This is a genomic window from Chryseobacterium barbadense (genome assembly GCF_042849955.1).
In the GTDB taxonomy this organism is placed as follows: Bacteria; Bacteroidota; Bacteroidia; order Flavobacteriales; family Weeksellaceae; genus Chryseobacterium.
Genome location: NZ_BAAFHL010000006.1, coordinates 70,629 through 90,331, shown reverse-complemented (window position 1 = coordinate 90,331; position 19,703 = coordinate 70,629). Strand labels below are relative to the sequence as shown.

The following is a 19,703-nucleotide window of genomic DNA, read 5'->3' as shown; positions in this document are numbered from 1 at the left end:
AATTCCGAAAAGCCATATGAGTAGGAACTAAATACAAAATATTAATCATGTCAACACAAGAATTAGTTGTAGGAGGCTGGACAAAGTATCACGCTCTTACGCCGGAAGATCAAAAAGTATTTGATGAAGCAATGAGTGGATTTGTAGGAGTAAGCTATACTCCTCAAGAGGTATCTACCCAATTGGTAAACGGAACAAACTATCGCTACAAATGTATAGCTTCAATGCCGCCTGCAGATGTGGTTTGGGAGGCTATTGTGGAAATTTATCAGCCCATTAATGGCAAGCCGCACGTTGTATCTATTCATAGAATATAATAACAGCATTATACCTAATAAAAAACCGGAAGATCAGTCTTCCGGTTTTTTATTTATCCGATTCTCACACTCGTCATACTCAGAGAACCGCCAATCAGTTCATCATTAAATAAGGCCAGGCTTTCGGATTTGTCTTTTAAACCTAATGTATAAATCAACGGTAAATAATGATCAGGAGTAGGGACGGCATATTGTAAAAATGTTCCCTGTTTTTGATAATCAATGATATGCTGGAAATCTCCATCGAGAAGCCAGTTGTTGGTTTTTTCCCGGGCTTCAATCGCCCAATCCCAGCCGGCTCCGACGGTATTGATATTTTTCCAGTCAATCAACCTTAAATTATGCACAATATTTCCGCTTCCTATGATCAAAATACCTTTTTCACGAAGAGAATTCAGTCTCTTTGCTAAATCAAAATGATACTGTGCGGGTTTGGTATAATCAATACTGAGCTGGACCACAGGAATGTCCGCATCCGGATACATATGTTTAATAACGGACCATGCGCCATGGTCCAATCCCCAGTTATGATCTTCTTCTGCCACTACCGGAATTAAAAGTTCAGCCGTTTCTGCTGCCAGTTTAGGATCTCCGGGAGCCGGATACTGAACATCAAACAAGGCTTTCGGAAAACCGTAAAAATCATGAATCGTTTTGGGCATAGTCATAGCCGTCACAAAAGTTCCCTGCGTATACCAGTGGGCAGAAATACAAAGAATAGCATTCGGTTTAGGAATTTCCTGTGCCGCTTTCCTGAATCCCTGTACAAACTGGTTTTCTTCGATCGCATTCATGGGAGAACCATGCCCTAGAAATAAAACAGGCATTCGTTGCGTATTCTTAAATTGAGTGCTTATATTTTGTAAATCGTTGAGATTCATAACAAGTTGATATAAAAAAATAAAAGGTCCAAGGTTTATAGAAATCCCCGAACCTTTTACTATGAATGTTAAAGAACTATGCTTGTTTTACGAACTGTAATTCACCTGCAACTTTCACTTCGTCACTCACCATTACACCTCCTGCTTCAAGTGCTGCATTCCAGTTCAGCCCGAAATCTTTTCTGTTGATCTTTCCTTCAAAAGAGAATCCCGCTTTTGTATTTCCCCAAGGGTCTTTATTGATTCCTCCGAAATCTACGTCCAATGTGATAGGTTTAGTAATTCCGTTGATTGTAAGATTACCTGAAATTTTATCATTTAAAGCCTGAGATTCAAAACTGATAACAGGATGTGCTTCCGTATTGAAGAACTCGGCAGATTTTAAATGATTGTCTCTGTCCGTATTATTGGTAAAAACAGAATCGGTTTGAATGGTTGCTGTTGTCTTAGCATTTTGGAAAGAATCATCTTCAGCTTCAATTTCTGCATTAAAATTTCTGAAACTTCCTTTTACGTTGGAAATCATCATGTGTTTTACTTTGAATGTGATTTCGCTGTGCGTAGGGTCTAAATTCCATTTTGTTGCCATTGTATTTTATTTTTTATTGTTATTGATGATGCAAATGTACATTACGAAACAGCCATAAAACATTGATTTAGGATAAGAAATGAATGAAAGATTATGGAACCTCATCACAGACTTGTTTCTTACCTTGAATTAATAAACAATACCCTTCGGAAAATTCTATAGTAAGTTAAGAAATTATTCTTATTTATAAATGTTTTATTTTAACATTTTCTTAACGGGTGGTTTTTATTTCTTATTTTTGATGGATTCAATTTTATACAATGAAACTATATAGACTTTCTTTATTGATGCTGGTTTTGGGCGGATCGGCTTTTGCCCAGACTCAAAAATTTACGATGGCTGAAGCCGTAAACGGGTTAAGAAGCAATCTGGCGGTGAAGAATATTTCTCAATTTTCATGGACGGGAGACGGGAAATCCTATATCCAGGCGGTAAAAGGAGGATATCTGATGACGGATCTTAAAAGCGGTAAACAGGATACTTTGGTATCACTTACACAGCTGAACAGGCACTTTACGGATAAAAAGCTGAAAACAGTTCCGCAAATTAAATTCATCAATGGTTCTCAGGGATATTTTAATGCCAATGATCAAATGTTTTGGGTAGAGAAGTCAGGAAACGACTGGAAAATCAAGAATGCTGTTTCTGTGGAAAACGAAGCAGCCAATATGAAAGTATTTGGAGATAATCAGACGTTTGCTTATACGGTAAAGAACAATCTGTATGTAAATAGAAACGGTAAAACCATTGCCGTAACGAATGATGCCAACGAGAATATCATTAGCGGACAAGCGGTTCACAGAAATGAGTTCGGGATCGATGGCGGAATTTTTCCAGCTCCGAATTCTGAAAGTGTGGCTTTTTACAGAATGGATCAAACGATGGTGGCAGATTATCCGGTAATCGACTGGTCTGTAACTCCCGCAGTAAATCATAATATCAAATATCCGATGGCGGGACAGACTTCTCACGAAGTTACCCTTGGTGTTTTTAATATTAAAAATCAGTCAACGATTTTCCTTAAAATAGATGGCGAGAAAGATCAGTACTTGACGGCCATTACCTGGAGCCCGGATTCCAAATACATTTTTGTAGGCGTATTAAACAAAGGGCAGAATCATTTAAAAATGAATCAGTACGATGCTGCCACAGGAAATTTCATCAAAACAATCTTCGAAGAAACCGATAATAAATATGTAGAGCCGCAGCATCCCCTTGTATTCTTTCCGAATTCCAATACAGATTTTATCTGGCAAAGCCAAAGAACAGGATATAACCATTTGTTTCATTACAGTCTCGAAAAAGGATTAGTTTCTCAAATTACAAAAGGAGACTGGCTGGTTACTGACATTTTAGGTTTTAATGAAAAGAAAAAAGAAGTCTATTTTGCATCAACGAAAGAAACTCCTTTGGAAAAACACTTATATAAAATCAATTGGAATAATTTCAAAATGCAACGGTTAGATAATGCAGACGGAGTGCATACGGGAATTTTAAGCAATGATGGGAATTATCTGTATGATGTGTACAGTAACGCAGATACCCCAAGAGTAGCTAATATTATTAATACCAATACTTTTAAGGCAAATACCATCCTTACTTCTGACAACCCGTTAAAAAAATACCAGAGACCTGAGATCAAAAATGTAAGCTTGAAAGCTGACGATGGAACTCCGTTATACGGGAAAATTATTCTTCCTACAGACTTTGACCCCAATAAAAAATATCCTGTTATCGTATACCTGTACAACGGGCCGCATTTACAGTTGGTAACCAATACTTTCCCGGCTTCAGGTAACCTTTGGTACGAATATATGGCTCAAAACGGATATATTATCTTTACGATGGATGGAAGAGGTTCTGCGAACCGTGGTTTGAAATTTGAGCAGGCTGTTTTCAGGAATTTAGGTACTACGGAAATGAACGACCAGATGAAAGGGGTGGATTATTTAAAATCTCTCCCTTATGTAGATGCGGAAAGAATGGGAATTCATGGATGGAGTTTCGGAGGATTTATGACAACCAGTTTTATGCTCCGTCACCCGGAAGTTTTCAAAGTGGGAGTAGCAGGAGGACCTGTTATCGACTGGAAAATGTATGAGATCATGTATGGAGAAAGATATATGGATACCCCGCAGGAAAATCCACAAGGCTATGCAACGGCTAATCTTTTAGACAAAGTTCAGAATCTGAAAGGTAAGCTGTTAATGATTCATGGAGCTCAGGACGATGTTGTAGTTTGGCAGCATTCGGTAAAGTTTCTGAAATCTGCTGTTGATAACGGGATTCAGCTGGATTATTTTATGTATCCGGGACATCCGCATAATGTAATCGGGAAAGATAGAGTACATCTGATGCAGAAAGTTACAGACTATTTTGATCAGTATTTAAAGAAATAAGCCCAATTAAGAATAGATGAACGTAAAAATAGACAGAATACACTTTCATACATTTGATTCACTGAGGTTTATATCTTTTCTATTCGTTTTTTTACATCATTCTTCCATTCCTGAAAATACTATATTGCATTATTTTTCAAGGAGTGGGGGAATTGGCGTTGCTTTTTTCTTTGTTTTAAGCGGCTTTTTAATTACATACATTCTGATCCTCGAAAAGATTAATAATCACAATAAGATTCCCTTGAAAAAATTTTTCAAGAGGAGAATATTAAGGATATGGCCCTTATATTATGCAATGGTGTTTTTTGCATTTTGTACGCCTCTTATTCTCAGTTTTTTACATCTTCCTTATTCTGATGAAGGCTATTCGCCCAAATGGTTTTTTACCTTGACCTTTCTGGAAAACTATATGATGATGTATACAGGGAGTTTTCCTAATGTTTCACCATTGCGGGTAATGTGGTCACTCTGTATCGAGGAACATTTTTATATCATTTGGGGATTGATTTTGTATGGTATTTCTTTAAAGAATATCCCTAAATTAATTTTGATTTCCATCATCATCCCTTTTATTGCCAAAATAATATATGGGATCTATCATATACCGCCTTTAGATATTTTTACGAATCTGGATTACTTTGCTTTTGGTGCCATACCCGCATATATTTTTATTTTTCGCAAGGATATTATTAAAAGAGTAAATGAAATTCCTGCCGGATATAAATATCTGTTTTCAGGAGTTGTTTTAATAATTATTGTTGTCCTAAGCAATACTTCGATTATTACGGATTTGAAGTATGTGTCCCTAATACTTGGAGTTCTTTTTTCAACATTAATATTATTTACTTTAGGCGAAAAAAATGTATTTAAAATATCAGATAAAAGTGTATTCGCCTGGTTGGGAAAATATACTTACGGATTATATTTAATTCATCTCATCTGCATTATTTTTCTCACCAGAATAGGGAGTCAATATCATCTGAATTGGGTTGTAACGGTAATACTTTCATTTCTTATGACTGTTTTGTTGTCATTTTTATCCTATCATCTTTTTGAAAAACAATTCTTAAAGCTTAAGAAATCTGCCTGAACAAGATAGGCTGTTCTTATCATTCATCAATGTATTTGATCATTGGTTATCATAATTTTGTACATCTAAAATCAGAAATATGGAATTAGGAATAGGAATGTTTGGCGATTTGGCTTTCGACCAGGCAACAGGAAAATATAGAGACGCAGGAGTGAAAATTCGTGAAATCCTTGAGCAGATAAAGCTCATGGATGAGGTCGGAATCGATGTTTTTGCGATGGGAGAACATCACCGCCCGGATTATGCGGTTTCATCCCCGGAAATGGTATTAGCGGCTGCGGCAAGCATCACAAAAAATATAAAGCTGGCGAGCGGTGTAACGGTTTTAAGTTCATCTGAACCTGTAAAAGTATATGAAGACTTTTCAACATTGGATTTAATTTCCGATGGAAGAGCCGAAATATTTGTAGGTAGAGGAAGTTTTATAGAATCATTTCCTTTGTACGGATATTCTTTGAATGATTACGAACAGCTCTTTGATGAAAAACTGGAATTGTTATTAAAAATAAACTCTGAAGAAAATGTTTCATGGTCCGGAAAACTTCGTGCTCCGATGCAAAATCAGACGGTATATCCGAGAGCTAAGAACGACGGTAGACTTACTATTTGGAGAGCAGTCGGAGGAACGCCTCAGTCCGTTCTCAATGCGGCACAGTTGGGAATGCCTTTAGTAGTTGCGATTATCGGAGGAATGCCGGTTCAGTTCAGGAATTTAATTGAATTCTACAAGCAGGAATATAAAAAAGCAGGACATGACGTTGCTAATATGCAGATTGCGATTCATTCCCACACATTTGTAAGCAATGACCAGAATGTAATTGAAGGATATTTCCACACGTACAAATCCCAGATGGACAGGATCGGGGCTTCCAGAGGCTGGGCTCCTTATACTAAGATGCAGTATGACGGGGGAAGAAGTAAAGACGGAGCATTATTTATCGGAAGTCCTGCTGAGGTTGCTGATAAAATAGCTTACATGAAAGAAATATTTGGAATTACCAGATTTATAGGACACATGGATATAGGAGATCCTGCACACGATATTATGATGAAATCGATCGAATTATTCGGAAAAGAAGTATTGCCGGTTATTCAACCTTTATAAATCGAAGCTCCATTGAATGTTCAATGGAGCTTTTTTATTGCATATGCTGTCACTTCGAGTAGCGCAATGAAATGGAGCGTATCGAGAAGTTAGCTAATAAAAGTTCTCGATACAAAATTATTTTCAACTGCGTTACAAATAAATTTTTACTCGAACTGACGAGTTATTGAAATTATAAGATAAAACGTCACTTCGAGTAGCGCAATGAAATGGAGCATATCGAGAAGTTAGCTAATAAAAGTTCTCGATACAAAATTATTTTCCACTGCGTTACAAAAATTTTTACTCGAACTAACGAGTTATTGAAGTTAGAAGATAAAACGTCACTTCGAGTAGCGGAATGAAATGGAGCGTATCGAGAAGTTACTTATTAAAGTTCTTTTTAGCAAGATTAGGTAAATCTTCAAAACGACTTTCAATAAGTGCTAATTTTTTAGCCTGAGACCATTTTTTTATTTTCTTTTCAAAATCTATTGCTTGTTCTATATCCATAAACTCACAATAATAAACAAGTTGTAAAGGTCTTCGCGTGTAAGTATACGAACCAAAAAACTTTCCATCCTGATGTTCGTCAAAGCGTTTGTATACATTGTCTGTAACACCTGTATAATAAGTGTTATCCGAACAAAGTAAAATATAAACGAATGAATTTTGCATGATGTAAAGTTAGCAAAGTTCTCGATACAAAATTATTTTCCACTGCGTTGCAAATAATTTTTACTCGAACTGACGAATTGAAGTTAGGAAATAAAACGTCACTTCGAGTAGCGGAATGAAATGGAGCGTATCGAGAAGTTGCTGATATCTCAACTTATATTATTACTTTTACAACATCATGCAACAACCATCCAAAGATCCTTTACACGGTAAAAGACTTGATGCCATTCTTGAAGAACTGGTGGAATATTACAATGGATTTGAAGAACTGGGCAAACAGATCAATATCCGATGTTTTACGGATAATCCGAGCATCAGTTCGTCCTTAAAGTTTTTACGGAAAACACCATGGGCAAGAACCAAAGTGGAAAGCCTGTATCTCTTTATGCTGCGAGAGAAAAAACGAAACGAAGCAAAACGTAGAAATTAAGGAGAGAATTTATTTCTAGTTTCTTTATTTCAAAACAGTATATTTGTACGATAATCGTGAAAAATATCACGAAAAAACGTAAAGATATGACAATTGAAAAAAATCATGTTGTAGCGGTACGCTACATTCTTCATACGATCGAAGAAGACGGAAGCAAGGTTCTTGTAGAAGAAACAACAGCCGAAAACCCACTTACCTTTTTATATGGGGTGGGAATGATGATTCCAAAGTTTGAACAGAATATCTTAGGCTTACAAGCCGGTGATAAGGCAGCCTTTGTTATTCAGCCGGAAGAAGCTTACGGTGAAAAGCACCCTGATTCTATCGTGCAGTTACCGATTGATATGTTTAAAGAGTCCGGAACTCCGCCTGTAGGAGCCATTTTACCTTTAACGGATAATCAGGGAAATAATTTCCAGGCATTTGTAGTAGAAATAACCCCTGAAGCTGTAGTAGCGGATCTTAGCCATCCAATGGCAGGAAAAGTTTTGGATTTTCAGGTAGAGGTGTTAAGCACACGTCCTGCGACAGAAGAAGAATTATCACATGGCCATGCCCATGGAATTGACGGAACTGAAGGTCACTAAAAAATAAAAAAGCGTCTGATTTTTCAGACGCTTTTTTTATGCTAAAAATTCTCCGCTTACATAAAACCAGCGGTTCTGAACCATTTTGAATGTTGACAATTCATGATGAACCTGTTTCTGCCCGTCTTCATCCGTGTAGAAAGCTTTAAACTCTACTTTGCTGAGTGAAGGCTTATCAATAATTTCAAGCTTTGTCCACTCATTGATCTCTCCCCATTCCTGTAAATCTTTTGTATTGTGAAATCTTCTTTTGCTGGGAAGAGTGGTTTCCAGCAGATATTCACCATTCGGAATAGCAAATGCAGAAAACCTTGAACGCATTAAAGATTCAGCAGTCGGAGCATATTTTTCTCCGGTGTGATAAGGTTTGCAGCATTCTTCATATGATTTTCCTGAGCAGCAGGGACAGTTCATTGTACAGTTTTAAATTTATTGACCACAAAAATCTCAAAAAAAAATGAATTGAATTTGATTCTGATCAAAAAAGAAGCACTCTGTGTAGAATGCTTCTTTAGTATTATTTTATAAATCCTCTGCTTCTCAGTAAAGGTTTAATGTCCGGATCATGTCCCGTAAAATCTCTGAATGCCTGATTCAAATCCACAGAATTTCCTACGGAAAGAATATATTTTCTGAAACGGTCACCGTTTTTTCTCGTTAAGCCACCGTTATTTTTAATCCATTCCCATGCATCATTATCTAAGGTTTCAGACCATAAATAGGCATAATATCCGGCTGAGTACCCTCCACCCCAAATATGGGCAAAATAAGGAGTGTGATATCTTGGCGGAACCGTGGCTAATGTAAATCCGTGATTTTTTAAAGATTGCTTTTCAAAATCCAAGACAGGAATGAGCTGGCTTTCATTCGTAACAGTATGCCAGTCCATATCCAAAGCTGCGGCAGAAACCAATTCTGTGGTCATATATCCCTGATTAAAAGTGGCTGCTTTTTTGATCTTGTCTACCAATGTCTGCGGAATAGGCTGCTTGGTTTCATAATGAACAGCGTAATTCTTTAAAATAACAGGATCTAGAGCCCAATGCTCATTGATCTGGGATGGAAATTCTACGAAATCTCTCGGAACACTGGTTCCTGAAAGAGAAGGGTATTTCTGGCTGGCAAACATACCATGGATGGAATGCCCGAATTCATGAAACATTGTAGAAACATCATCATAACTGATCAATGAAGGTTTTCCCGGTGCAGGTTTCTGATAATTGAAACAATTGACGATCACAGGCTTGGTTCCTAATAAGTAAGACTGCTCAACGAAATTACTCATCCATGCACCTCCGTTTTTAGAATCTCTGGTATAAAAATCCAGGTAATAAATGGCTATGGACTTTCCGTCATGATCAAAAACTTCATAGGCAACTACATCCGGATGATAAACAGGTAGATCCGTTCTTTTTTTGAAGGTAATTCCGAAGAACTTTTCAGCTGCATAGAATACTCCTTTTTCTAGAACAGTAGTCACTTCAAAATAAGGTTTAATTTGGTTTTCATCCAAGTCATATTTTGCTTTTCTTACCTGTTCTGCATAGAAATTCCAGTCCCAGGGCTCAACTTTAAAGCCTCCTTTTTGCTGATCGATCAGATCCTGAATATCTTTAGCTTCACGTCTTGCTGTCTCAACAGCAGGAGTAGCAATCTGATTCATTAACTTTACGGCTGCTTCCGGTGTTTTAGCCATCTGATCCTGAAGTTTCCATTCTGCAAAATTCTTCTTGCCTAAGATCTGAGCTTTTTTCAATCTGAGTTTGGCCAGCTTCTCAATAGTTTCTCTGGTATCATTTCCGTCACCTTTCTCCGCTCTCAGCCACGAAGCCTTGAACAGCTTTTCTCTTGAAGCCCTGTTTTTAAGATTCTGCAAAAGGGGTTGTTGAGTCGTATTTTGTAATGTTAAAAGATATTTTCCGGGTTGTCCTGCATTTCTAGCGTCAGTTGCAGCGGCTTCAATCTCATCAGCTGAAAGTCCGTCAAGTTCCTTTACATCAGAAAAAAATACTCCGCCTTGTTTTCTGGCTTCTAACAATTTATTAGAGTATTGAGTAGACAGAGAAGCTAATTCCTGGTTGATCTGCTTTAGTTTTTCCTTATCAGCAGCAGACAAATTAGCACCGGCAATTTCAAAATTCTGTTTGTAGAATTGTAATAATCTTTTGCTTTCAGAATCTAATCCCGTTTCTTTAATTGATTGTATTCTTTGGTAAAGATTTTCATTCAGGTACATCTTATCCGAATGGGCTGCAAAGATCGGGGCATATTCTTCGTCCAATGCCTGCAATGTCGGATTGGTGTTTGCACTGGTAAGATTCGAGAAAATAATGGTTGCCCTTTTGAACACCTCACCGCTTTTTTCCAATGCAACGATTGTATTTTCAAAGGTAGGAGCTTCAGGATTATTGGCGATTTTCAGAATTTCAGCATCATGCTGCTTTAATCCAAAATCAAAAGCAGGTTTGAAATGTTCATCCTTGATTTTATCAAACTCCGGAGCCTCATACTGGAGCTTGCTTTTTTTCATAAAAGGATTGGATGATAAAGAAGAGTCCGGTACAGGGATTTCCTGCTGAGTATCATTTTTTTTCATTGTAGTACATGAGTAATTGAATGCTAAAGCGGAAATTAACAATACTGATGAAATGTTTTTCATAAATTATTTGTTATTAAACCATAAAGATATTAAAAACTAAGTTTATATCCGACTTTTGATTTAATCCGATGCTAACCGGTAAATCTATATACTGAAGAAATTCAAAATTTTAATGTAATATTTTTTATAAATTAGTTGTTTATAAATTAATAAGCATAACTATTAAAGTAATAAACATGAAATCAACAACTCTTTTTATTTTTTCAGCCGCCATATTACTAGTCTCTTGTAATGAAAAGCATGAGAGAAGAGAAAAAAGCAATTGGGTAGATACGGTAACCAATAAAGATCATGGTCCTACCCGGCAAAGAGAATTCAGTGGTGATTTTGATGAGATAGAAGTTTCACAGGCTATTGAAGCTGAAATTGTGAAATCGGATCAGGAAAAAGTAGTGATTTCCGCCCCTGAAAATATCATTGATGAAATTTTGGTAGATAACAATGGCGGGAAATTGCACATTCATTATAAACCCGGAATAAGAGTTATGAATAACAACAGGGTTACTGCAAAAATATTTACTAAAGATTTCTCAAAACTTGCCGCAAACTCTGCAGCGAGTATTGTTGTAAAAGATAAATTTACTCAGGAGAAAACCGATGTGGAAATTTCCAGTGCAGGAAAAATCAGCGGTGATATGGAAGCCAACGATTTTGATATTTCGGTAGACAGCAGCGGGAATTTTGAAGGTAAAATCTGGGCTGTGGATCTTGATGTTGACGGTTCTTCAGCTGCAAGTATTTCAATGTCCGGAAAAGCTAAAAATGCGGAAATCAGCTCTTCTTCTGCCAGTAGTGTTTCTGCAAAAGAAGTAGTGGTAGACAATTTAAGAGCAGAAGCTTCAAGTGGGGCAAGCATTCAAATCAGTGCTGTATCAAAAATAGATGCTGAAGCCTCATCAGGAGGAAGCGTGAATGTGTATAAAAAAGGAAATGTTACAACGGTCACTAAAAACGAAAGTAGTGGTGGAAGCGTAAGCATCGAATAAATTTTAGCCGGTTTCCTCGTCTTCTTCATCTGTGGATGAGGAGCCTTCCCAATTTTTATTTTCAAAATTAAGATTATCATAAGCCAATAATTCCTCCTCACGCTGGAGGATTTCTTTTGTGGTAAACAGCAGGATGTCATCATCATTATCTTTGGCTTTGGCCAGTCTTCTAATGGAAGCTTTATCAATAGCCATAAATCTCTGTCCGAGCCGCCTTGCCGCATATTTTCGCATTCCTGTTTCATGCAGGACGTCAACAGCCATATCTACTGCAGTTCCCAACGTTTCCCGATATACATTGTTAATCCCATTATTAAGATGGCCGTATGCATCAATCCTGTTCTTGGCTCTCACAAAGATTTTTACCTTAGGGTAATGTTCACGGACCAGATCTGCGATAAACTTGTTATCATCCGGATCATCCAGACAGAGTACCAGGATTTCGGCATCTTCAATTCCTGCAGCCCTCAAAATCGGAATTCTTGTAGCATCCCCATAATACACTTTGAAACCATAACTTCTTAATAATTTTACGCGGTCTGAATCCCGGTCCAGAATTGTAGCAGAAACTTTATTAGCTCTTAACAAACGTCCAACCGTACTTCCAAAATGTCCGAAGCCGACAATAATAATTTTCTTTTGACTGACATTGCCATCAAGAATATTAAAATCATGTCCCTCATCAGGAACTTCCTTAATGAATTTTGGAGTAATGATTTTATCATTAATAATCAATAGAATAGGAGTAATACACATCGTAATAGCTGTTACAGCCATCATCTGAGCGTTCAGTTCGGGACTTAAAAGATAGAGGTTAGAGGCATAATTGATCAGTACAAATGCAAATTCCCCTACCTGAGAAAGCGCAAACGCATAAAATAAGCTTTGGGGAGTATCGATACGGAAAAATTTTCCGATGGCAAATAAAACAATAAATTTTATCAGGAGAACTGCAAAAACAGTACTGAAAATAAATACCGGGTCCTTTTGAATGACGCTGAAATTCATAGTAGATCCTACACTTACGAAAAATACAGCTAATAACAAACCTTTAAAAGGATCGATCTGGGCTTCCAGCTCATGCCGGAATTCACTGTTGGCAAGCATTACTCCTGCCAGGAACGCCCCTAAAGCAGGAGATAGCCCAATCACACTCATAAGTTCCGAAACTCCGATTACCAGAAACAATGATGAGGCAGTTAATAATTCCGTCATTCCGGATTTTGAAACATATCTTAAAAACGGTACAAAAACGTATCTGCCTAATAAGATTAAAAAAGCTACTCCTAAAATTACCGTCAGAGCCTGCATCCATTCCGGCAGGGTTTGAATCAGTACCTGTATTTCATTATCTTGATGTCTTGCCTTATAATTGGCAATAATAGGTAAAATAGCGAGAATTGGAATTACTGCGATATCCTGGAACAGTAAGGTAGAAAATGATGCTTCTCCTGCTGTTGTTTTCAGTGAATTTTTTTCCTGCAGAGTCTGCAAAACAATAGCGGTGGAAGATAATGCAAAGCACATGGCAACGGCAATAGCCTTATCGATCCTCCATCCAGCCGTAATAAAAACCAGGAAAAGCAATGCGATGGTAAAAAGCATTTGGGTGAGTCCCAATCCGGCAATCTTTTTCCGCATTTCCCAGAACTTCCGGGGTTCCAGTTCCAATCCCACAAGGAAAAGAAGCATGATTACCCCAAATTCGCTGGCGTGCATAATATCATCCACATCTTTCCCGGTAAGCCTGAGAACATAAGGTCCGATGATAATTCCCCCGACAATGTAGCCAATCACTGAACTTAGGCCGAATTTTCTTGCCAGCGGAACCATAATGATGGCAACGCCCAGGAAGAGTAGTGTATTCATGGCTAAAGTTGGCTCCATATTTTTATTGATTCAGAATTTCCATAAATTCCTGCTTATGTTTAATGATTTCTTTTTTAGTAAGCTTATTGGCTTCATATACTACTTTGATAAGCTTGATGTCCGCTTTGAAAACTTTCAGAGAGACAATGAGGCCACTGATCAGCTCTTCAATGGTATATTGATACGTTCCCGATTTGCTGAAAGATCTTTCCTTTCCGCCGGTAGTCACCAAAATATATACTTCTTTTCCTTCTAAGGGATTATGTTCGCCTTCCTTTAACCAATCTCTGTCAAAGACTTCATCAATCCACAATCTAAGCAAGGGAGGCATACCGAACCAGATGATCGGAAACTGGAAAATAAAGCGGTCATAATTTTTCAGGCGTTTTCTTTCTCTGAATGCGGCAATATGAAAGTCAGGGTATTCTTCATACAGGTCTCTGAGCGTGTAGTGTTGATGGCGAACATAGAAATTGATAAGTTCTACATTCGAATTGGAGTGTTCCAGATAAGGATGCGCAAAAATCACCAACGTCTTTTTCATGAAACCTGTTTTCAGTAAATTTAATGAATTTTTGCCGGATATACTATAGAATAATTGGGCTTATTGATTTCTTAATACTAAAAATATAAAAAAAGAAGTGTTTTTTAATGTCATCAATAAAAAAACCGGTTACATGTAATAACCGGTTCTTATTTTATTCTTTACAATTTTAATTTACCATCCCCCCGATGCTCCGCCACCACCGAAACTTCCGCCGCCGCCAAAGCCACCGAATCCGCCACCAGAGCTTCCTCCGCCGAATCCACCGCCGCCAAAGCTGCCCGGGAATGGGAAGAATCCCCCCGGATAATTTCTGCGGCCTCTTCGGGTGATGATTACATCATCGTCATCATTGAATCCGCCTCCGCCGCCTCCTTTATTTTTGATAATAATAATCAGAATAATAAAAATAACGAATGCAATAATCATAATGGTAAAAATACCGGAATCGCCGGAATCATCACTTTGAGTAACCAAAGGCTTAAATTTACCCTGAACGGTTTCCATAATGGCAGAAGTACCCCGGTTGATCCCCTCATACCAAAGTCCCTGTTTAAAATTGGGGGCAACAATATAATCTATGATCTGACCGGCCACTGAAGCCGTTAAATATTTTTCCACAGCCCTTCCTTGCTGAATAGCCATTTCTCTGTCTTCTGTAGCAATAAGAAATACAACACCATTATCAACTCCTTTTTGCCCGATTCCCCATTTTTGCCCGAACATGGTCGCTAAAAAATTGATATCTTCCCCTTTTGTAGATGGGATGATCACTACTTCAATTTCCGTTGAGGTAGAATCCGAAAATTTAATAAGCTTATCATTAAGTTGATCCTTTTCCTGCTGGGTCAGCAAGCCTGCTTCATCATAAACAGGATAAAGAATCTTCGGTTTTTCAGGAATAGTATATTGTGCTGATACAATCGTGTATAAGCAAGTCAGTAAAAATGAAAATACTATTTTAAGAGAACGTAATTTCATTAGGGAGTTCGTTGTGGTTTTCCCCTTCTACGGGAAAATGTTTTTTAAGTTCAAGGCCTGTTTCCAGAATAGCGCTTTTTAACGCCTTGTAATAATTTCCTTTGGAAAATTCAGTTGTGATATAATCATGCAAATGATTCCAGTAAGACTGATGTACTTTTTCATGAATTCCTGTATCACCAATAATGGTAAGATACTTTTGTTCAAAATTCACATGGAAAAGCACAGCATTCCTGTCAGCGGTTTTATTCATGCACAGCTTTTTGAAAACTTCAAATGCAGTTTCCGCATTATGGACTTCCGTATTAGAATCTATGTGCACTCTGATCTCGCCTGTAGAATGTTCTTCTGCCGACTGAATAGCTTCCACAAGGGAAGCTATCTGTTGATCTGTTAGGAAATTGCTCATTATTCCGAGAAAACTTCAGGGGCTTTGTTGGCTCCTGCATCAGCTTTGAATAAAGGTTTTTCTTTAAAATTAGTGAAGTTGGCCAAAATATTATTCGGGAATTGCTTGATGGAAGTATTATAATCCCTCACAGCATCGTTGTAATATACCGTTTCTGTTCTGATGCTGTTTTCGATGGCAATATACTCTCTCTGGAAGTTAATATATTGTTGATCAGCTTTCAGATTAGGATATTGCTCTACAACGGCCATTAATCTGCTTAATGCTCCGGTTAATTCTCCTTGTGCAGCCTGGAACTTAGCCATATCTGCTTCCGTCATATTGGTAGGATCGATGTTGATGGAAGTAGCTTTAGAACGTGCTTCAACAACTTTGGTTAATGTTTCCTGTTCAAATTTTGAATACGATTTTACCGTTCTTTCCAAATTAGGAATCAGGTTAGCTCTTTTCTGGTATACCGTTTCCACGTTAGACCATTTTGCATTTACTCCCTGTTCCTGCGATACAAATTTATTATAACCGTTCTTGCCCCAGAAGAATATAATGGCAACAATAATAAGAAGAGCGATACCTATAGTTCCGGCGCTCAGACAGCCTTTGTTTCTCATAGTTTATTTTTTTTTAAATTTTTGTGCTAACCAAATATACAAATTATGTGCTAATTTTGTGTAAAATTATTTTAATGATAACAATAGTGGTAGCTATGGGGGAGAAAAACGAAATTGGTTCAAAAAATCAGCTTCTCTGGCATCTTCCGAAAGATTTAAAACACTTTAAAGATTTAACATCCGGACACCCGGTGATCATGGGGCGAAAAACCTATGAAAGTATCGGGAAACCGCTTCCTAATCGTACCAATATTGTGATTTCAAGACAGAAAGACTGGTTTGAGGAAGGTATTCTGATTGTGGGAAGTATTAAGGAAGCCGTGAAATTTGCTAAAAAGATTGATGAAGAAGTTTTTATCATCGGTGGTGGAAATATTTATGAGCAGACGATGGATATTACGGATAGGCTGGAAGTTACTTTAGTAAAAGCAGATTTGGAAGCAGATACATTTTTTCCTACAATAGACAGCAAAATTTGGATGAAAACCCAAGAGGTTTGCCATGAAAAGGATGAAAAAAATCCGTATGATTTCTGTTTTCAGACCTATGAAAAGATTAAGAGTGAGTAACTGTTAAAATCTAATATCTAACTTCTAGATTCTAACCTCTAATTTTTTTATCTTTGCACTTCAAAATTGTAATAATGAACAAGTATATAAAAATTGTAGTTGCGGCACTTCTTATTCTTACCGGAATCTACATGATGTTTTTTACCAGAAACCTGGGCTGGGGGATTGTTATTTTCCTCCTGGCAGCATTGCCTATTTTCCTTTTTTTCAAAAATGAGAATATCCTTTTGGCTTTCTGGCAGCTAAGAAAACAGAATATGGAAAAAGCTTCCAAGTTTCTGAATAATATTACCAATTACCAATCCCAGCTTCACAAATCCCAGTATGGCTATTTCCATTACCTGCAAGGATTAACCTTAGCTCAGGAACATCCTACGAAAGTGGAGCCTTTGATGAGAAAAGCTTTGGATTATGGTTTGAATATGAAACACGACAGAGCAATGGCTACTTTAAATCTTGCTGCTTCAGCCATTTCCAAAGGAAGAAAGCAGGAAGGCCAGAAATTACTGGAAGAAGCAAAAAGACTGGATAGTGCGGGGATGATGACAGATCAGATCAAAATGATGAAAGACCAGCTGAAAATGCCTTCCATGCAGAAGCATATGCATAACCCGAACATGAGACAGAGAGGAAAATTCTTCTAAACTGAATAAAAAAAATAAAAGCACCTGAAAAAGGGTGCTTTTTTTATCTTTAAAATTAAAATTACATTTCCGAATTATTTTCGTACCCATAGAACTTAGGCATTTGCCAATGGTATTTCACAGCTAATGTTCTGATCGCAACAATTAGTAAAATAGTGAATATTTGTACAATGGTATAAGAAAAGGAAGTGAATTTTGTCATCAATAAAAACACAGATCCTCCCACAATACAAGCGGTAGCATAGATTTCTTTCCTGAAAATGAGCGGGATTCTATTGAGCAAAATATCCCGTATTATCCCTCCAAAGCATCCGGTAATGGTTCCTAAGGCGATGCATATTAAAGGATGAATATCCGCATTAAGCCCTTTCTGAACACCGATAATGGTAAAAAGTCCAAGCCCGAAACTGTCAAAAATAAACAGGGTTACTTTGAAATTTTTCTCCATCGATTTAAAGATCATGGAAAATATGCTGGTGATTAAAATAACGGCACAGGTCAACAGATCATGCATCCAGAAAACCGGAATGTCCAATAATAAGTCTCTCACAGTTCCACCCCCTACAGAAGTTACAAAGGCAATAATGAGCACCCCAAACGGGTCAAGGCGTTTTTGCATCGCGGCAAAACTTCCCGACATCGCAAAGGAAATAGTTCCCAGGACTTCTATGGCAAAATTGAACTGTTCGTGCATATAACTATAAATGGTAAATGATAATTGATGAATGATTGCTTCATAAGCAAATTGTCTACCATTTCATCAATTATCATTTACTGCTTATCAATTATTATTTATTTCTCCACTCTTACCGAATCCGGAACCAATAATTCGTATTCACCTCCATGGTTGATAATTTCCCTTACAATACTGCTGCTTATAAAAGATTTTCCTGATGAGGTTAAAAGGAATACGGTTTCCAGCTTTTTGTGAGCTAATGTTCTGTTGGTATGGGCGATTGCTTTTTCAAACTCGAAATCGGCAGGATTTCTTAATCCACGAATGATGAACTGGGCATTTTTTTCAAAACAATAATCAACCGTTAAGCCTTCAAAATAATCTACTTCCACATTGGGGAATTCGGCAACGGAATTTTGGATGAATTCCATTCTTTTTTCCAGTGGGAACATGTATTTCTTTTGAGAATTCTGTCCGATGGCGATAATCAGTTTATCGAAAAGCGGTGCTGCTCTTTCAATGATATCATAATGTCCTAGAGTGATAGGATCAAATGATCCCGGGAAAACAGCAATTTTCATGATTGTTTTGATTGTTTAGCCAGAGCCTTTTCCACTTCGTTTCCGCAAAGGTCTGTAATAGAAATTCCGTAATGTCTCGCTTGCTGAGGTAAAATACTTGCCGGGGAGAATCCAGGATTGGTATTCATCTCCAACATGTAAGGAATACCATCCATTAAAATATATTCACTGCGTGAAAATCCACTCATTCCTAAAGAATCATAAGCTCTTTTGGCAATTTCTTCTACTCTGATCCTTGTTGGTTCATCAATTCTTGCAGGGGTAATTTCTTCGGAAGCTCCTTCATATTTAGCTTCATAATCGAAGAATTCATTAGTAGGAACTATTTCGGTAATTCCCAATACAATGGTTTCGCCTTTAAAATCTATTACGCCAACGGAAACTTCCATACCGTCCAGGAAGCTTTCAATTAAAATTTCATCATCTTCTTTGAAGGCAACTTCAGTAGCCGCAATCAATTCCGATTTCTCTTTTACTTTTGTAATTCCTAAAGAAGAACCGGATTGGTTCGGTTTTACAAAAAGAGGAAGATTCAGCTTTTCCACAATCTCATCTACATTGATGTTTTCACCTTTTCTCAGGTAAATGCTTTTTGCAGAAGGAATTCCATATTTTGACAATACAGCAAGAGTATCTTTTTTATTGAACGTTAAAGCACTTTGGTAAAAGTCGCAACCTGTATACGTTTGCCCGATTGCATCCCAATAGGCCTGTAAGATGCCATTTTCACCAGGTGTTCCGTGGATAATATTAAAGCAGACATCAAACTTCAGATTCTCGTTGTTTTCCAGTGTTACAGAAAAATCACCTTTGTTGATGCCGTATTTTTTGTTGTTCTCATCTAAAAAATACCATTCATCTTTAAGGATTACTACTTTATATACATCATAGAGATTTCTGTCTAAAGAGTCATAGATTAATTGACCGCTTTTCAGGGAAACCACATATTCGTCGGAATAGCCTCCCATGACTACGGCAACACTTTTTTTGTTCATAACCATATAGTATCAATTAAGGCAAATTTAATGAAATTATGTATTGTAATATGGGAAAATCAGAAATTTTGAAATGAAAAATGAAATGTGTTAAATAAAAATCACATTCTAAAATTATTAATTATAT

22 protein-coding genes are annotated in these 19,703 nt (G+C 37.3%); 9 read left to right on the top strand and 13 right to left on the bottom strand.

The annotated features are described in order from the left end of the window. Nucleotides 1–47: 47 nt before the first annotated feature. Nucleotides 48–317, top strand: coding sequence for a hypothetical protein (locus tag ACGHIN_RS05190; protein ID WP_390451433.1), 270 nt, complete (start codon nt 48–50; stop codon nt 315–317). Nucleotides 318–370: 53 nt separating this feature from the next. Here the strand turns inward: ACGHIN_RS05190 and ygiD are convergent, their stop codons facing one another. Together ygiD and ACGHIN_RS05180 are read right to left on the bottom strand one after the other, a co-directional pair. After that, the gene (gene ygiD, locus ACGHIN_RS05185; protein ID WP_390451431.1) at nt 371–1,198 is read right to left on the bottom strand and encodes a 4,5-DOPA-extradiol-dioxygenase; all 828 of its coding nucleotides are present in this window, start codon (nt 1,196–1,198) and stop codon (nt 371–373) included. Nucleotides 1,199–1,274: 76 nt separating this feature from the next. After that, a complete protein-coding gene (locus ACGHIN_RS05180; protein WP_390451429.1) occupies nt 1,275–1,787 on the bottom strand; it encodes a YceI family protein in 513 nt (170 codons plus the stop codon). Nucleotides 1,788–2,047: 260 nt separating this feature from the next. Here ACGHIN_RS05180 and ACGHIN_RS05175 point away from each other — a divergent pair, with 260 nt between their 5' ends. The 3 genes from ACGHIN_RS05175 to ACGHIN_RS05165 all read left to right on the top strand — a co-directional run bounded on the left by ACGHIN_RS05175 (nt 2,048) and on the right by ACGHIN_RS05165 (nt 6,381). Beyond that, nucleotides 2,048–4,186 carry a S9 family peptidase gene (locus ACGHIN_RS05175; RefSeq protein WP_390451426.1) on the top strand — a complete coding sequence of 713 codons (2,139 nt, stop codon included), beginning with the start codon at nt 2,048–2,050 and terminating at the stop codon, nt 4,184–4,186. 16 nt (nt 4,187–4,202) lie between these two features. Then, nucleotides 4,203–5,276, top strand: a complete 1,074-nt coding sequence (locus ACGHIN_RS05170) for an acyltransferase family protein (RefSeq protein ID WP_390451424.1) — start codon at nt 4,203–4,205, stop codon at nt 5,274–5,276. 79 nt (nt 5,277–5,355) lie between these two features. Further along, complete coding sequence (locus tag ACGHIN_RS05165; protein ID WP_390451422.1) at nt 5,356–6,381, top strand: LLM class flavin-dependent oxidoreductase; 1,026 nt, start codon at nt 5,356–5,358, stop codon at nt 6,379–6,381. A gap of 363 nt (nt 6,382–6,744) precedes the next feature. On the opposite strand, the gene ACGHIN_RS05160 is transcribed toward ACGHIN_RS05165, so the two are convergent. Further along, nucleotides 6,745–7,038, bottom strand: a complete 294-nt coding sequence (locus ACGHIN_RS05160; protein ID WP_390451420.1) for a GIY-YIG nuclease family protein — start codon at nt 7,036–7,038, stop codon at nt 6,745–6,747. 178 nt (nt 7,039–7,216) lie between these two features. On the opposite strand from ACGHIN_RS05160, the gene ACGHIN_RS05155 reads away from it, so the two are divergent. Together ACGHIN_RS05155 and ACGHIN_RS05150 are read left to right on the top strand one after the other, a co-directional pair. Then, nucleotides 7,217–7,468, top strand: coding sequence for a VF530 family protein (locus ACGHIN_RS05155; RefSeq protein WP_390451418.1), 252 nt, complete (start codon nt 7,217–7,219; stop codon nt 7,466–7,468). A gap of 86 nt (nt 7,469–7,554) precedes the next feature. Continuing rightward, nucleotides 7,555–8,055, top strand: a complete 501-nt coding sequence (locus ACGHIN_RS05150) for an FKBP-type peptidyl-prolyl cis-trans isomerase (RefSeq protein WP_390451416.1) — start codon at nt 7,555–7,557, stop codon at nt 8,053–8,055. 36 nt (nt 8,056–8,091) lie between these two features. Here ACGHIN_RS05150 and ACGHIN_RS05145 read toward each other — a convergent pair whose 3' ends face one another. Both ACGHIN_RS05145 and ACGHIN_RS05140 read right to left on the bottom strand, forming a co-directional pair. Beyond that, nucleotides 8,092–8,469, bottom strand: a complete 378-nt coding sequence (locus ACGHIN_RS05145; RefSeq protein WP_390451413.1) for a YchJ family protein — start codon at nt 8,467–8,469, stop codon at nt 8,092–8,094. A 103-nt stretch (nt 8,470–8,572) separates the two neighbouring features. Continuing rightward, complete coding sequence (locus ACGHIN_RS05140; RefSeq protein WP_390451411.1) at nt 8,573–10,714, bottom strand: M3 family metallopeptidase; 2,142 nt, start codon at nt 10,712–10,714, stop codon at nt 8,573–8,575. A 176-nt stretch (nt 10,715–10,890) separates the two neighbouring features. Here ACGHIN_RS05140 and ACGHIN_RS05135 point away from each other — a divergent pair, with 176 nt between their 5' ends. After that, complete coding sequence (locus ACGHIN_RS05135; protein ID WP_390451410.1) at nt 10,891–11,700, top strand: head GIN domain-containing protein; 810 nt, start codon at nt 10,891–10,893, stop codon at nt 11,698–11,700. Nucleotides 11,701–11,703: 3 nt separating this feature from the next. Here ACGHIN_RS05135 and ACGHIN_RS05130 read toward each other — a convergent pair whose 3' ends face one another. From ACGHIN_RS05130 to ACGHIN_RS05110, 5 genes are all read right to left on the bottom strand, one after another. Beyond that, entirely contained in the window at nt 11,704–13,587 is a 1,884-nt protein-coding gene (locus tag ACGHIN_RS05130) for a monovalent cation:proton antiporter-2 (CPA2) family protein (RefSeq protein WP_390451408.1), read from the bottom strand. 4 nt (nt 13,588–13,591) lie between these two features. After that, nucleotides 13,592–14,113 carry an NAD(P)H-dependent oxidoreductase gene (locus ACGHIN_RS05125; protein ID WP_390451406.1) on the bottom strand — a complete coding sequence of 174 codons (522 nt, stop codon included), beginning with the start codon at nt 14,111–14,113 and terminating at the stop codon, nt 13,592–13,594. 174 nt (nt 14,114–14,287) lie between these two features. After that, nucleotides 14,288–15,094, bottom strand: coding sequence for a TPM domain-containing protein (locus tag ACGHIN_RS05120; RefSeq protein WP_390451404.1), 807 nt, complete (start codon nt 15,092–15,094; stop codon nt 14,288–14,290). Continuing rightward, nucleotides 15,075–15,503 carry a TPM domain-containing protein gene (locus ACGHIN_RS05115; RefSeq protein WP_390451401.1) on the bottom strand — a complete coding sequence of 143 codons (429 nt, stop codon included), beginning with the start codon at nt 15,501–15,503 and terminating at the stop codon, nt 15,075–15,077. The genes ACGHIN_RS05120 and ACGHIN_RS05115 overlap by 20 nt, the downstream gene beginning before the upstream one ends. After that, nucleotides 15,503–16,111 carry a LemA family protein gene (locus tag ACGHIN_RS05110; protein ID WP_390451399.1) on the bottom strand — a complete coding sequence of 203 codons (609 nt, stop codon included), beginning with the start codon at nt 16,109–16,111 and terminating at the stop codon, nt 15,503–15,505. Before ACGHIN_RS05110 ends, ACGHIN_RS05115 begins: the two co-directional genes overlap by 1 nt. Before the next feature lie 74 nt (nt 16,112–16,185). On the opposite strand from ACGHIN_RS05110, the gene ACGHIN_RS05105 reads away from it, so the two are divergent. Together ACGHIN_RS05105 and ACGHIN_RS05100 are read left to right on the top strand one after the other, a co-directional pair. Then, nucleotides 16,186–16,680, top strand: a complete 495-nt coding sequence (locus ACGHIN_RS05105; protein ID WP_390451397.1) for a dihydrofolate reductase — start codon at nt 16,186–16,188, stop codon at nt 16,678–16,680. A gap of 74 nt (nt 16,681–16,754) precedes the next feature. Then, on the top strand, nt 16,755–17,324 hold the full coding sequence (locus ACGHIN_RS05100; protein WP_390451395.1) for a tetratricopeptide repeat protein: 570 nt from the start codon (nt 16,755–16,757) through the stop codon (nt 17,322–17,324). Between the two features lie 61 nt (nt 17,325–17,385). Here the strand turns inward: ACGHIN_RS05100 and ACGHIN_RS05095 are convergent, their stop codons facing one another. The 3 genes from ACGHIN_RS05095 to ACGHIN_RS05085 form a co-directional block, all read right to left on the bottom strand. Next, nucleotides 17,386–18,018, bottom strand: coding sequence for a trimeric intracellular cation channel family protein (locus ACGHIN_RS05095; RefSeq protein ID WP_390451393.1), 633 nt, complete (start codon nt 18,016–18,018; stop codon nt 17,386–17,388). A gap of 98 nt (nt 18,019–18,116) precedes the next feature. After that, a complete protein-coding gene (coaD, locus tag ACGHIN_RS05090) occupies nt 18,117–18,581 on the bottom strand; it encodes a pantetheine-phosphate adenylyltransferase (RefSeq protein ID WP_007844215.1) in 465 nt (154 codons plus the stop codon). Next, entirely contained in the window at nt 18,578–19,576 is a 999-nt protein-coding gene (locus ACGHIN_RS05085; RefSeq protein WP_390451390.1) for a D-alanine--D-alanine ligase, read from the bottom strand. Before ACGHIN_RS05085 ends, coaD begins: the two co-directional genes overlap by 4 nt. Nucleotides 19,577–19,703: the final 127 nt, after the last annotated feature.